The sequence below is a fragment of the Sinorhizobium sp. CCBAU 05631 genome, assembly GCF_002288505.1.
Taxonomy (GTDB): domain Bacteria; phylum Pseudomonadota; class Alphaproteobacteria; order Rhizobiales; family Rhizobiaceae; genus Sinorhizobium; species Sinorhizobium fredii_C.
In genome coordinates this window covers 2,139,331-2,152,681 of the sequence record NZ_CP023063.1, presented here as the reverse complement: position 1 = coordinate 2,152,681, position 13,351 = coordinate 2,139,331, and the positions used below count along the sequence as shown (strand labels likewise).

11 protein-coding genes and 1 other RNA gene are annotated in these 13,351 nt (G+C 63.8%); all 12 read left to right on the top strand.

What is annotated here, in order from left to right:
- Nucleotides 1-136 precede the first annotated feature (136 nt).
- The 12 genes from SS05631_RS10615 to ftsW all read left to right on the top strand — a co-directional run bounded on the left by SS05631_RS10615 (nucleotide 137) and on the right by ftsW (nucleotide 13,348).
- Nucleotides 137-670: a lytic transglycosylase domain-containing protein gene (locus tag SS05631_RS10615; protein WP_037415434.1), complete on the top strand. Its 534-nt coding sequence runs from the start codon at nucleotides 137-139 to the stop codon at nucleotides 668-670.
- A gap of 176 nt (nucleotides 671-846) precedes the next feature.
- Entirely contained in the window at nucleotides 847-2,034 is a 1,188-nt protein-coding gene (locus SS05631_RS10610) for an FAD-binding oxidoreductase (RefSeq protein ID WP_037415437.1), read from the top strand.
- Nucleotides 2,035-2,108: 74 nt separating this feature from the next.
- Nucleotides 2,109-2,506, top strand: an RNA gene (gene rnpB / locus SS05631_RS10605) — RNase P RNA component class A.
- A 381-nt stretch (nucleotides 2,507-2,887) separates the two neighbouring features.
- Nucleotides 2,888-3,328, top strand: a complete 441-nt coding sequence (gene mraZ, locus SS05631_RS10600; RefSeq protein ID WP_037415440.1) for a division/cell wall cluster transcriptional repressor MraZ — start codon at nucleotides 2,888-2,890, stop codon at nucleotides 3,326-3,328.
- A gap of 14 nt (nucleotides 3,329-3,342) precedes the next feature.
- Nucleotides 3,343-4,368: a 16S rRNA (cytosine(1402)-N(4))-methyltransferase RsmH gene (rsmH, locus tag SS05631_RS10595; RefSeq protein ID WP_037415443.1), complete on the top strand. Its 1,026-nt coding sequence runs from the start codon at nucleotides 3,343-3,345 to the stop codon at nucleotides 4,366-4,368.
- A 6-nt stretch (nucleotides 4,369-4,374) separates the two neighbouring features.
- Complete coding sequence (locus SS05631_RS10590; protein WP_037415446.1) at nucleotides 4,375-4,776, top strand: hypothetical protein; 402 nt, start codon at nucleotides 4,375-4,377, stop codon at nucleotides 4,774-4,776.
- On the top strand, nucleotides 4,776-6,524 hold the full coding sequence (locus SS05631_RS10585; protein WP_037415449.1) for a penicillin-binding protein 2: 1,749 nt from the start codon (nucleotides 4,776-4,778) through the stop codon (nucleotides 6,522-6,524). Before SS05631_RS10590 ends, SS05631_RS10585 begins: the two co-directional genes overlap by 1 nt.
- Nucleotides 6,525-6,588: 64 nt before the next feature.
- Nucleotides 6,589-8,046, top strand: coding sequence for a UDP-N-acetylmuramoyl-L-alanyl-D-glutamate--2,6-diaminopimelate ligase (locus SS05631_RS10580; protein WP_037415563.1), 1,458 nt, complete (start codon nucleotides 6,589-6,591; stop codon nucleotides 8,044-8,046).
- Nucleotide 8,047: 1 nt separating this feature from the next.
- The gene (locus SS05631_RS10575; RefSeq protein WP_037415452.1) at nucleotides 8,048-9,481 is read left to right on the top strand and encodes a UDP-N-acetylmuramoylalanyl-D-glutamyl-2,6-diaminopimelate--D-alanyl-D-alanine ligase; all 1,434 of its coding nucleotides are present in this window, start codon (nucleotides 8,048-8,050) and stop codon (nucleotides 9,479-9,481) included.
- Nucleotides 9,482-9,620: 139 nt separating this feature from the next.
- The gene (gene mraY / locus SS05631_RS10570) at nucleotides 9,621-10,721 is read left to right on the top strand and encodes a phospho-N-acetylmuramoyl-pentapeptide-transferase (RefSeq protein ID WP_037415455.1); all 1,101 of its coding nucleotides are present in this window, start codon (nucleotides 9,621-9,623) and stop codon (nucleotides 10,719-10,721) included.
- Between the two features lie 5 nt (nucleotides 10,722-10,726).
- Nucleotides 10,727-12,118, top strand: coding sequence for a UDP-N-acetylmuramoyl-L-alanine--D-glutamate ligase (murD, locus tag SS05631_RS10565; protein ID WP_037415458.1), 1,392 nt, complete (start codon nucleotides 10,727-10,729; stop codon nucleotides 12,116-12,118).
- 75 nt (nucleotides 12,119-12,193) lie between these two features.
- On the top strand, nucleotides 12,194-13,348 hold the full coding sequence (gene ftsW / locus SS05631_RS10560; RefSeq protein ID WP_037415461.1) for a putative lipid II flippase FtsW: 1,155 nt from the start codon (nucleotides 12,194-12,196) through the stop codon (nucleotides 13,346-13,348).
- Nucleotides 13,349-13,351: the final 3 nt, after the last annotated feature.

Here is a 13,351-nt window from a genome sequence, read left to right as displayed (position 1 = left end):
TTCATTTCCGGTCCATCAACGCAGGAGATGCGGCGTTTAAGTCCCGTGCTCCTGTCAAGGAAAACGATCAGGAAATCGGTCGTGACGGTGGGGTGCGCCGTCCGGCCAGTTCCCCAGACCGAGGACTTCAAACTACATGAGAATAGCGTTTGTTGCTGCGGCGGCGGCATGCTTTGGCATGTTCGTTGCCGGGATGGGTACGTCGTATGCAGGGGGTGTCGACAAGACCATCAAGACTTCCGCAATCCCCTCGGTGACGAGAACCACAGGCTATCCGGCTCCCCAATTCGACCTGACGCGCGGATCGCAATACACGATCCTCATCCAGAGCTACGCCAAGCAGTATGGCGTTCCCGTCGATCTCGCCCATGCCATCGTCCAGGTCGAAAGCAATTTCGATGCGAGTGCGCGGGGCAGCGCGGGTGAAGTTGGTCTCATGCAGATCAAGCCGGCCACGGCGCGCATGATGGGCTATTCCGGTTCGACCAAGGGCCTCTACGATCCGGCCACCAATATCAAGTTCGGCATGCTGTATCTGGCGAAGGCCCAGGAGCTTTCGGATGGGACGACCTGCGGAACCATCCTCAAATACAATGCCGGCCATGGCGCCAAGCGCATGAACCCGGTGTCCAAGCGCTATTGCGGCAAGGTCAAGAGCATACTGAATTGACGCGAGGCACGAGCCGCCACTCCGCGAGCAGCGGTTGACGATCGATCCTTGGACCATTCGCTGATCCAGGGGGCAGCCGGATAGGTATCGCGTTCCGGCGAAATATTCTTAGAGAGAGCTCGGTGCCATTGCCCGGGTGGCATGCTATTCCCGCAGCGAAGCGTCGAGGGATATTCATGTCGGAAAGCTTTGATTTCGTTGTCGTCGGCAAGGGCATGATGGGGGCCGCGGCGGCGCGCCACCTGAGCCTGGCAGGGGCCCGTGTCGCACTTGTCGGGCCGGACGAGCCGGAAGACCGGGTGAACCACCGTGGCGTTTTCGCCAGCCACTACGACAATGCCCGCATCACCCGCACGATCGACAACGATCCCGTTTGGGCGCGTCTCGCCCGCCGCTCGATCGAGCGCTACCGGCAAATCGCCGAGACAAGCGGGATTGAATTCTACCACGAGGTCGGCTGCCTGATTGCCGCACCGGCGCCGGGCGGCGATTTCGACTATATCGAGAGAGTTGCGCTTGCACGGGACGGACTCGGTGTCGAAGCACCCTTGATCGTCGGCGAGCAGCTCGCCGAGCGCTTTCCATGGTTCGACTTCCCACGGCACTATGCCGGCATTCATGAGGCGCGCGGCGCCGGCTATATCAATCCTCGCGCCTTGGTTCGTGCGCAGACGGTTGCGGCAGAGAGACTGGGTGCGCGGGTGATCCGCTCCGAAGTCGTTGCCGTCGACGCGGGGACCGGTTCGGTCGAGGTTTCGACCATCGACGGACACAGGCTTCGCGGCGGGCGCGTCCTCGTCGCTGCCGGCGGTTTTTCGCTCTCCGAAGCGCTGCTGCCGAGGCCACTCGACTTGGCGGTGAAGGCCCGTACCGTGCTTTTTTCCGAGGTCGGCGCCGACGATCTCGCCCGATTCGGCGGCATGCCGTCGCTGATCTCTGCGGCCTCCGACCAGCACCAAAGCTATTATCTCTTGCCGCCGGTTGTCTACGCCGACGGCAAACACTACATCAAGATCGGCGGTGACCCGATCGATAGGGTCCTTGCCCACGAGGCGTCGGTTCGCGAATGGTTTCGCGGCAGCGCGAGCGCCGAGGCGGCAGCGCATATGCGTGGCTTGCTTGCCGGTGTGATGCCGGGCTTCGAGCCGAAATCGACGCATTTTTCGCCATGCGTCACCACGTTCACGCGGCACGGCTATCCTTATATCGGCTTTGCCGGCGACCGGATCGCCGTTCTCACCGGCGGCAACGGCCAGGCGGCGAAGAGTTCCGACGAGATCGGGCGGCTCGGGACGGTGCTGGCGCTGAACGGCCGCCTTGATGCCGGTGAGTACGAGACCGATTTTGCCGTCGCTTACCGATAGGCGGATGAGCATGTCGAGGTGAGGGCGCCGATTTTTTGTAGCGCTTCTCGCTCCGGTCGGTTAATGAGCCTCTGCCAGTTGGCCGGGCAGCCGCGCCTCGCAGGTGCCGAAAGGCCGCGGGGTGAGGAAAGTCCGGGCTCCACGGAAACACGGTGCCGGATAACGTCCGGCGGGGGCGACCCCAGGGAAAGTGCCACAGAAAGCAAACCGCTCCGCCTGCGGAGTAAGGGTGAAAGGGTGGGGTAAGAGCCCACCGCGGACATGGCGACATGGACGGCACGGTAAACCCCACCGGGAGCAAGACCGAATAGGGATGACACGGGCGCGCGAGCGCCCAGCCGGTTTCCAGGCCCGTCATCCGGGTGGGTTGCACGAGGCTGTGCGCAAGCGCAGTCCCAGATGAATGGCTGCCACGTTTCGCCTCTTCGGAGGTGGAGCCATACAGAACCCGGCTTACAGGCCAACTGGCGATTCTTCTCTGAATCAAATTGGCGGATGATTCCGGCGGAAGAGCCACGCCCTCACCGTGGCTGGAAAGGTGCCTATTTGCGCGATTCCAAAGCCGTTAGGGGTGCGATCGTAACCCTTCGTTAAACTTAACAACCTATCAATATTTGATCATCCGCGAGGCTGTTTCCAGGCTTCTCCCATTGACGCCCATATGGTCCCATGTTATCCCATAATGGTACTGCGCAAGGGCCGCGTCGTGGCCCATCTCGAAATTCCAGGGTGCCTTCCTCGGGAGGTTCAGGCGGACATGCTCGTGTCCGGCGGGGGTCTTTTGTGCGCGCAGGCGAGTGTTCTTTCGGGCCGATGACCAGGGTCCGTCAGTCGGGGGCGGCCGTTTCGCGTCATGAACCGCTTCTTGTCACATGCTACGAACCGGATCGATGCGAAGGGGCGGGTTTCCGTGCCTTCGTCGTTTCGCGCCGTGCTTACGGAGGCGGGCGCGAGGGAGTTATACTGCTTCCAGGACTTCGTCTTTCCGGCGATCAGCGTCGGCGGGCCGGAGCTTCTGGACCGGTTCGAGAGGCAGATGGCCTCCGAGGATCCGTTCTCGGATGCGGCCAACCAGATGTCGCTCCTCGTTCATGGGGGCGGCGTCTTCGTGAAGCTCGACCCGGAGGGTCGGTTGATGGTGACGGATTTCATCCGCGACTTCACCGGCATTTCGACCGACGTGACTTTCGTGGGGCGTGGCGATCATTTTCAGCTCTGGGAGCCGCAGGCGTTTGCGAGGGCGCAGGCGGAGGCCCGGGAAGGGCGCAAGCAACGGGGGCTGCGTCCGGAATAGAGGGGAGAGGCGGAATGGTGACGGATCAAGGCGGCAGAGCTTCTGAAGCCGACGGCGGACCGGTTCGTCACATTCCCGTCATGCTCGCCGAGGTCGTTGCGGCTCTCGATCCGGCGCCCGGCAAGGTCGTTCTCGATGGCACCTTCGGTGCCGGCGGCTACACGTCTGCGATCCTCGATGCCGGTGCCGAAGTGATCGCTCTCGACCGGGACCCGACGGCAATCGCTGCAGGGCAGCCGATGGTCGTCACTGCCGGCGGAAGACTCAAGCTCATCAATTCCCGTTTTTCCGAGTTGGCGGACCATACGCCGGACGGCGGGCTCGACGGCGTCGTGCTCGACATCGGCGTTTCGTCCATGCAGATCGATGAGGCGGAGCGCGGCTTCTCCTTCCAGAAGCAGGGGCCGCTCGACATGCGCATGTCGGCAAGCGGCGTGACGGCTGCCGATGTGGTCAATCGGGCCAAGGTCTCCGATCTGATCCGCATCTTCGGCTTCCTGGGCGAGGAGAAGCAGGCGGGCCGAATCGCGCGTGCGATCGAGAAACGCCGTGCCGAGCAGCCTTTCGAGACCACCCGCGACCTTGCCGGCCTCATCGAGATCGTCACGCCCCGAAAGGCCAAGGACAAGATCCATCCGGCAACGCGCGTCTTCCAGGCGCTGCGGATTTTCGTCAACGACGAACTCGGCGAACTCGCCAATGCGCTCTTTGCTGCGGAGCGGGTGCTGAAGCCCGGGGGGCGGCTCGTCGTCGTCACCTTTCATTCTCTCGAAGACAGGGTCGTCAAGACGTTTTTCCAGGACCGCTCGGGCAAGGCCGGCGGCTCGCGTCACCTTCCGCTGGTCGCGGCACGGGACGCAACCTTCACCCCAGTCGGCAAGCCTATGATTGCGGCGAGCGAGGAAGAAGCGTCCCGCAATCCGCGCGCCCGGTCGGCGAAACTCAGGGCCGGTATCCGTACAGAGGCTCCGTCGCCGGGAAACGATCTGTCCATTTTCAACCTGCCGGAGCTGGCGAGCCTTGCCAGACTAGGGGGCTAAGAAACGATGCTCAGAACGCTGGATATCGTGCTGATTGTCATCATGACGGGGGCCGCCACGGTCACCTACACGATCAAGCACCAGGCCGAGAACAAGCTCGAGGAGGTCCGCAGGCTCGACGCCGCGATCAAGCTCGAGGAGGACACGATCGACCTGCTCAAAGCCGACTGGGCGCTCCTCACCCAGCCGAACCGGCTGGAGCGGCTCGTCGGCGCCTTCGCGGCCGACCTGCAACTCGTGCCGACGCCCTCGACGCAACTCGCTAGGCCCGAGGAACTGCCGATGCTGAAGGCGGATGTGCCGCCGCCGGAGGAAGGCAAGGATAAGAAGGGCAAAGTCAAGACGGACGACGGCATCGCCGCCGTCATCAATGCCGATAACATCGCAACAGGGTCGGTGGCGCGCTGATGTCGTTTCTCTCCCGTATCATGGTGCTGAAGAGCAAGGCGCATTTCTCTGCCGGCGGCAACAACCGCCCTGCCGAGGCGAGCGTCAACGTCACGTTTCAAGGGACGCGCAAGAAGAGCGCCAGTCAGGCGAAGAGCCGCGTTGCGATCGTCATCGCAAGCTTCGGCATCGCCTATGCGGTGATCGGAGGCCGGCTAGTGCAATACGGCATGGCGCAGCCGGAGACGGTTTCCTCGATCGGTCGCGCCGACAACCTCATGGCGTCGCGCCCCGACATTCTCGACCGCAACGGCGAGATCCTCGCGACCGACATCCGCACCGTCTCGCTCTATGCCGAGCCGCACAAGATCGTCGATGCGGACGAGGCGGTTGAGCGTCTGGCCACGGTTCTGCCCGACCTCAACGCCCGGGAGATCTACAACAAGCTCAAGTCGAACTCGCGTTTCCAGTGGCTGCGCCGGCAATTGACGCCGAAGCAGCAGAGCGAAATCCTGGCGCTCGGCATTCCGGGAATCGGCTTCCGCCCCGAGAAACGCCGCTTCTATCCCGGCGGGCCGACGGCCGCCCATATCCTCGGCCACGTGAATATCGACAACCGCGGCGTCGCCGGCATGGAGCGCTACATCGACAGCCAGGGGCTTGCCGACCTCGCGGCGATCGGCATGACCAGCGATGCGAAGCTCGAGCCGGTCAAGCTGTCGATCGACGTGCGCGTCCAGAACATCGTACGCGACGTCATCGCTTCCGGCATGAAGAACTATGAGGCGATCGCCGCCGGCGCCGTCGTCATGGACGTCCATACCGGCGAGGTGCTGGCGATGGCGTCGGTGCCGGACTACGACCCCAACAAGCCGGCCGAAGGCGCCGAAGAGGGCTGGATGAACCGCATGTCGAACGGCACGTTCGAGATGGGCTCCACCTTCAAGACCTTCACCATCGCCATGGGCCTCGATTCCGGCAAGGTGACGCTCAACGACAGCTTCGACGCGACGGCGCCGATCCGCATCGGCGGCTTCACCATCAAGGACTTCCACGGCAAGCGGCGGGTTCTGACCGTTCCGGAAATCTTCCAGTATTCGTCGAACATCGGCACGGCGAAGATCGCCGACCTCGTCGGCATACCCGGGCACAAGGAATTCCTCACCCGCCTCGGCCTGCTTTCCAAGCTGCCGACGGAACTGCCCGAGGTCAAATCGCCGTCCCAGCCGCGCGAATGGAAGAAGATCAACTCGATCACCATCTCCTTCGGCCACGGCGTCTCGACCACGCCGCTGCAGACTGCGGTCGCCGGTGCGGCACTCGTGAACGGCGGCAAGCTGATACCGCCGACCTTCCTGCCGCGCACGGAAGAGCAGGCGAACGAGCTTGCGACCGCGGTCGTCAAGAAAAGCACCAGCGAAGACATGCGGTTCCTGCTTCGCTGGAACGGCATTGCCGGTTCTGGCAAGCGAGCGCTCGTGCCGGGCTTCAACGTCGGCGGCAAGACCGGCACGGCCGACAAGGTGGTCAATGGCCGTTATTCGAACGACCTGAACTTCAACGCCTTTCTGGCGGCCTTTCCGATCGACGATCCGAAATATATTGTGCTGACCTTAATCGACGCGCCGAAGACCGGCGAAGGTGGCGGGCGCACCGCCGGCTCCAACGCGGCGCCGATGGTGCGCGACATCATCAGCCGCTCGGCGCCGCTCCTCGGCGTCGAACCGAAATTCGGAGAAGACGGTTCTGCCTTGCTTGTGTCTTATTGACCGTGAAATGAGAATGCGGGCGATTCGTCATGGCGGATCGGTATCGAAGTGAGACATGCAGTTCATGAAGATCAAGGACCTGGCGGGAGCAGATTTCCCGGAACTCTCGGCGCAATTGAACGGTGATTCCGCGAATGCGGAAATCTCCGGCCTCACGGCCGACAGCCGGCAGGTCAAACCCGGCGATCTTTTCGTGGCTGTCGCCGGGACAAAGGCGAACGGCGCCGCCTATATCGCCGATGCGATCGCGCGCGGCGCTGCGGCTATCGTGGCTGCCGATGCCCACCCGGACGCGCGTGCGCCGGTGTTCCTGCTTTCAGATCCGCGTCGCTTCCTCGCCAAGGCGGCCGCCGCCTTTTACGGGCGTCAGCCGGCGACGATGGTGGCGGTGACCGGGACCGCTGGCAAGACGTCCGTCGCCTCCTTCACGCGGCAGATCTGGGCACATTCCGGGCTTTCGGCGGCGATGATCGGCACCACCGGGGTCACGGCGCCGGGCCGCAACGATTACGGCTCCCTCACCACTCCGGATCCGGTATCGCTGCACAAGCTGCTCGCCGAACTCGCCGACGAGGGCGTCACCCACGCGGCGATGGAGGCTTCCAGCCACGGTCTCGACCAGAGCCGGCTCGATGGCGTCCGATTGGCCGCTGCCGCCTTCACCAATCTCGGCCGCGATCACATGGACTACCATCCGACCGTCGAGCACTACATGGCCTCGAAGATGCGCCTCTTTGGCGCGCTTCTGCCGAAGGGCGCGCCAGCGGTGATCTTCGCCGACGACCAGTGGTCGGCCGAGGCGATCACTGCTGCCAGCAAGGCCGGACACGATGTGCGCACCGTCGGCCGCAACGGCGACTTCATCAGCTTGAAGAGGGTCGAGCACTTCCGCCACAAGCAGTCGGCCGAGGTGCATGTCGGCGACGACATATTCGAAATCCACGTGCCGCTCGCCGGCGATTTCCAAGTGGCCAATGCGCTTGTCGCGGCGGGCCTTGCCATGTCCACGGGGATCGAAGCGAAAGCAGCCTTCTCGGCGCTCGATAAACTGCAGGGCGCCTCCGGCCGGCTGGAACTGGTCGGGCAGACAAAGGACGGCGCGCTCGCCTATGTGGACTATGCCCACAAGCCCGACGCGCTCGAAAACGTGCTGGAATCGGTGCGCCCGTTCACCACCGGCCGGGTGATCGTCGTCTTCGGCTGCGGCGGCGACCGCGACAAGGGCAAGCGGCCGATCATGGGTGAAGTTGCAACGCGGCTAGCCGATGTCGTGATCGTCACCGACGACAATCCCCGATCGGAAATCCCCGAAGTGATCCGCTCGGAGATCATGGCCGGTGCCAGGGGGGCCACCGAAATCGCCGATCGCGCCGACGCGATCCGGACTGCCGTCGGCATGCTGAAGGCCGGCGATACGCTGATCGTTGCCGGCAAGGGACATGAGGAGGGGCAGACGATCGGCTCCGTGACGCTGCCGTTCTCCGATCATGCGGAAATACGCAAGGCGTTGGGAGGGCTTTGACTTGAGCTGGCTCTGGACAAGCAGCGACCTGCTGGCCGCCATGAACGGCCGCCCGGTCGGCAACCTGCCCGAAGGGATCATCGGCATCTCGATCGACAGCCGCACGATTGAAAAGGGCGAGGCTTTTTTCGCCATCCGGGGCGATCGCGTCGACGGCCATGACTATGCCGGCATCGCGCTTGCCAACGGAGCCTCCCTGCTCGTCGTCAGCGAAGGAAAGCTTCCCGCACTCGGGCGATTGATCGCGCCGATGATCGTCGTCGACGACGTCCTGGAGGCGATGATCCGCCTCGGCTGCGCTGCGCGCGACCGGAGTGCCGCAAAGGTCATCGCGGTCACCGGCTCGGTCGGCAAGACGACGACGAAGGAGATGCTGAGGCATGTCCTGTCGCCGCTCGGGCGCGTCCACGCTTCCGTCGCCTCCTTCAACAATCATTGGGGTGTGCCGCTGACATTGGCGCGCATGCCGGAGACGACCGATTTCGGCATCTTCGAAATCGGCATGAACCATCCGGGCGAGATCCGGCCGCTGTCCGCCATGGTGCGCCCGCATGTGGCCGTCGTCACCAGCATCGCCGCCGCTCATCTCGGCAATTTTGCGAGCCTCGACGAGATCGCCGCGGCGAAGGCGGAGATCTTCGAAGGTGTGGTCAAGGGTGGGCATGCGGTCATCAACCGCGACAGTCCGCAGTTCGAGCTTCTTGAACGGGCTGCCGCGGCGGCGGGCATCAGCCATATCCATTCCTTCGGCGCCAATCCCAAATCGGAATATCGGCTGATCGAGTTCGCCGGCGGCGCCGATCGATCCGTGCTATGGGCCGGCATCGGCGGCAGGACGCTGGAGGTGACGATCGGGGCTCCGGGACGGCACATTGCCGAGAATGCCCTCGCGGTGATTGCCGCCGCACAGCTTGCGGGCGCGGATATCGACCGCGTCCTTGCCTCGCTCGCTACCATGCAGCCGGAAAAGGGCAGGGGCTTGCGGCACCGTCTGAAGATCGGCGGGGGTCACCTGACACTGATCGACGAAAGCTACAATGCCAACCCGGCATCAATGCGGGCGGCGATCGCCCTGTTGCGCGACGCCGAGCCGCCGGCCGGCGGGCGCCGTATCGCAATTCTCGGCGACATGCTCGAGATGGGGGAGCATGCTGCCGCCGTACATGCCGCCCTTGCAGACCCGATCGTTGAAGCGGGCATAACCGATGTCTGGCTCGCCGGCCCCGACATGGCGCATCTGCGCGACGCGCTGCCGGTAGAGGTTGCGGTTGTCCACCGCGAGGCGATCGGCGATCTCACCTCCTACGCGCTCGGCGCGGTTGCTGCCGGTGACGTGGTGATGGTCAAATCGTCGAAGGGCACCGGTTGCGCCAAGATCGTTCAGGCTCTTCTCGATGCATATCCCGAAGAGACGGCCGAAGCGGGGCAAGTATAGAGGGCAGCGCCACCAAGGCTGGTGGATAAGGCCCGGGCCAGGGGAATTGGCCTAACATGGACAAGTGCAAGTGGATATCGTTCATCAGATGATTCTGTTGGGCGATGTCCGATTCTAAACCTTTGGGGAAAGGTCCCTTATGCTCATCTGGCTCGTGGAACTGGCGGACCACTTTCAATTCTTCAATCTCTTCCGCTACATCACCTTCCGCACGGGTGCAGCTCTCTTCACCTCCGCCCTGATCGTCTTTCTGTTCGGTCCGGCGATCATCTCGTCGCTGCGCATCCGCCAGGGCAAGGGCCAGCCGATCCGCGCCGACGGGCCGCAGACGCATTTCAAGAAGGCTGGCACGCCGACCATGGGCGGGCTGATGATCCTCGCCGGCATTGTCGGCTCGGCGCTGCTCTGGGCTGATCTTTCGAGCATCTATGTCGTGTCGACGCTGTTGGTAACCCTCGGCTTCGGCGCCATCGGCTTCTACGACGACTATCTCAAGGTCACCAAGCAGTCGGACAAGGGCTTCTCCGGCAAGGCACGCCTTGGCATCGAATTCGTCATCGCCGCCATCGCGGTCTTCTTCATGATGCAGGCGGCGCTGTCTGCCGGCAGCGCTGGCTCGACCTTCGGTTCGTCGGTGACCTTTCCGTTCTTCAAGGACCTGATGCTCAATCTCGGCTATTTCTTCGTGCTGTTCGGCGGTTTCGTCATCGTCGGGGCGGGCAATGCCGTGAACCTGACCGACGGACTCGATGGTCTCGCCATCGGGCCGGTGATGATCGCCTCGGCGGCCTTCGGGCTGATCGCCTATCTCGCCGGCAACGCGGTCTTCGCCAACTACCTGCAGATCCATTTCGTGCCGGGCACCGGCGAACTCGCGGTGATCCTCGGCGCAGTGATCGGCGCCGGACTCGGCTTCCTCTGGTTCAATGCGCCGCCGGCGGCGATTTTCATGGGCGACACGGGATCGCTTGCGCTCGGCGGCCTGATCGGCACCGTTGCCGTCGCCACCAAGCATGAGATCGTCATGATCATCATCGGCGGCCTCTTCGTCATCGAAACGCTGTCGGTCATCATCCAGGTCTTCTGGTTCAAACGCACCGGCCGTCGCGTCTTCCTGATGGCGCCGATCCACCATCACTTCGAGAAAAAGGGATGGACGGAGAGCCAGGTGGTGATCCGCTTCTGGATCGTTGCGGTCATCCTGGCGATGGTCGGCCTCTCGACCCTCAAGCTGCGGTAATCGAGATGATACCGGTCACCACATTCAAGGGCAGGAAGGCCGCACTCTTCGGCCTCGGCGGTTCGGGTCTGGCGACGGCTGAGGCGCTGGTTGCGGGCGGGGCGGTGGTCACCGCCTGGGACGACAATCCGGAGAGCGTCGCGAAGGCCGACGCCGCTGGCCTCGCGACGGCGGACTTGCGCCACGTCGACTGGACTGCCTTTGCAGCCTTCGTCCTCTCGCCCGGCGTGCCGCTCACTCACCCGAAGCCGCATTGGGCGGTCGATCTTGCGCATCAGGCCGGCGTCGAGATCATCGGCGATGTCGAGCTTTTCGTGCGCGAGCGCCGCGCCCATGCCCCCGAATGCCCCTTCATTGCCATCACAGGTACGAACGGCAAATCGACGACGACGGCGCTGATCGCCCACATCCTCAAGACCAGCGGGCGGGACACGCAACTCGGCGGCAACATCGGCACGGCCGTGCTGACGCTCGATCCGCCGAAAGCGGGTCGTTTCTATGTGGTCGAATGCTCGTCCTACCAGATCGACCTGGCGCCGACGCTCGACCCCACGGCCGGCATTCTCCTCAACCTGACGCCGGACCATTTGGACCGGCACGGTACGATGCAGCACTATGCCGACATCAAGGAACGCTTGGTGGCGGGAAGCGGTACCGCCGTCGTCGGCGTCGACGACAGCTTCTCCAGCCTGATCGGGGACCGCGTGGAGCGGGCGGGAACCAGGGTCGTGCGCATCTCGCGCCGTCATGTGCTGGCGGACGGGATCTATGCCGAGGGATCGTCGCTCATGCGGGCCGAGGGCGGATCGTCGTCGCTCTTTAGCGATCTCGCCGGCATCCAGACGCTGAGAGGCGGGCACAATGCCCAGAATGCGGCGGCGGCCGTTGCCGCCTGCCTTGCCGTCGGCGTCAGCGAAGATGAGATCATCAACGGGCTCAAGAGTTTTCCGGGCCTCAAGCACCGAATGCAGCCGGTCGCCAAAAAGGACGAGATCGTCTTCGTCAATGACAGCAAGGCGACCAATGCCGATGCGGCTGCCCCCGCGCTTTCGAGCTACGAGCGGATCTATTGGATTGCCGGCGGCCTGCCAAAGGAAGGCGGCATCGCCTCGCTGACGCCGTTCTTTCCGAAGATCGTCAAGGCCTATCTGATCGGCGAGGCGGCGCCCGCCTTCGCGGTTACGCTCGGTGAGGCGGTGCCCTACGAGATTTCCGGCACCTTGGAAAAGGCGGTCGCGCACGCGGCGGCGGATGCGGCGCGGGATCGCCAGGGTCCTGCCGCGGTGATGCTTTCCCCGGCTTGCGCAAGTTTCGACCAGTACAAGAATTTCGAAGTGCGGGGCGATGCCTTCGTCGGCCATGTGGCGGCCCTCGAAGGCGTGACCATGCTCATCTGATACGTGAGTCCTGGACGCGCGGCGGAGCGGGATTCGGAAGTTGGCGTATAGTGCGCCGGAAAAGGGGACAGACAGATGGTAAGCCGAGCCGAACGTGGCCCTGTGGCCGACTGGTTCTGGACGATAGACAGGTTTTTCCTGGCGACCTTCATCCTCCTGATGGGCGTCGGCTTCATGCTTTCCTTCGCCGCAAGCCCGCCGGTCGCCGAGCGGCTCGGGCTCGACAGCTTCCACTTCGTCAAGCGTCACGCGGTCTTCCTCCTGCCGTCGCTCGTGGTGATGGTGGGCATATCCTTTCTGTCGCCGCGGCAAGTCAGGCGCGCGGCGATCATCCTGCTCGCCGCATCGCTCGGCATGATGGTTCTCGTTCTCTTCGTCGGCGAGGAGGTCAAGGGGTCGCTCCGCTGGATCTCGATCGCCGGCATTTCGATCCAGCCGTCCGAGTTCATGAAACCTGCCTTCGTCGTCGTCTGCGCCTGGCTATTCGCCGAGCACGCCAAGCAGCCGGAGATCCCCGGCAACCTGCTGTCGATCCTGCTCTTCGGCATCGTCGGCGCGTTGCTCGTCGCCCAGCCGGACCTCGGCCAGACCATCCTTACCGCCGCGGTATGGGGCGGCATGTTCTTCATGGCCGGTATGCCTTGGCTCTGGATCATCGTGCTGGCCGGGGCGGCCGCGGGCGGCTTCTTCGTCGCCTATACGATGCTGCCGCACGTCGCCGGACGTATCGACCGCTTCATGACCGGCGAGGGTGACACGTTCCAGGTGGATACGGCGCGCGACGCCATCATCCGCGGCGACTGGTTCGGCCGCGGCCCGGGCGAGGGCATCGTCAAGCGCATCATTCCCGATAGCCACACCGACTTCGTCTTCTCGGTGGCCGCAGAAGAGTTCGGCATCGTCTTCTGCATGGTGATCGTGCTGATCTTCGCCTTCCTGGTCATGCGCGGCCTTAATCACGCCTTCCGGGAGCGCAACGATTTCAACCGCTTTGCCGTCGCTGGCCTGGTGCTGCAGATCGGCATTCAGTCGATGATCAACATCGGCGTGAACCTCGAATTGCTGCCGGCCAAGGGCATGACCCTGCCGCTGATTTCCTATGGCGGCTCGTCGATGGTGGCGATCTGCGTGACCGCCGGCTTCGTCCTGGCACTCACCCGTCATCGGCCGGAGAAACGTGCGGTGGAGCGCAGCCTCTTTCGATCCGGCGTCGGCGTGCCGGCGGAGTAAGAC

Coding starts and splice junctions, on each gene's coding strand:
- SS05631_RS10615 (WP_037415434.1), top strand. CDS start 137: ATGAGAATAGCGTTTGTTGCTGCGGCGGCGGCATGCTTTGGCATGTTC.
- SS05631_RS10610 (WP_037415437.1), top strand. CDS start 847: ATGTCGGAAAGCTTTGATTTCGTTGTCGTCGGCAAGGGCATGATGGGG.
- mraZ (WP_037415440.1), top strand. CDS start 2,888: ATGAACCGCTTCTTGTCACATGCTACGAACCGGATCGATGCGAAGGGG.
- rsmH (WP_037415443.1), top strand. CDS start 3,343: ATGGTGACGGATCAAGGCGGCAGAGCTTCTGAAGCCGACGGCGGACCG.
- SS05631_RS10590 (WP_037415446.1), top strand. CDS start 4,375: ATGCTCAGAACGCTGGATATCGTGCTGATTGTCATCATGACGGGGGCC.
- SS05631_RS10585 (WP_037415449.1), top strand. CDS start 4,776: ATGTCGTTTCTCTCCCGTATCATGGTGCTGAAGAGCAAGGCGCATTTC.
- SS05631_RS10580 (WP_037415563.1), top strand. CDS start 6,589: ATGAAGATCAAGGACCTGGCGGGAGCAGATTTCCCGGAACTCTCGGCG.
- mraY (WP_037415455.1), top strand. CDS start 9,621: ATGCTCATCTGGCTCGTGGAACTGGCGGACCACTTTCAATTCTTCAAT.
- murD (WP_037415458.1), top strand. CDS start 10,727: ATGATACCGGTCACCACATTCAAGGGCAGGAAGGCCGCACTCTTCGGC.
- ftsW (WP_037415461.1), top strand. CDS start 12,194: ATGGTAAGCCGAGCCGAACGTGGCCCTGTGGCCGACTGGTTCTGGACG.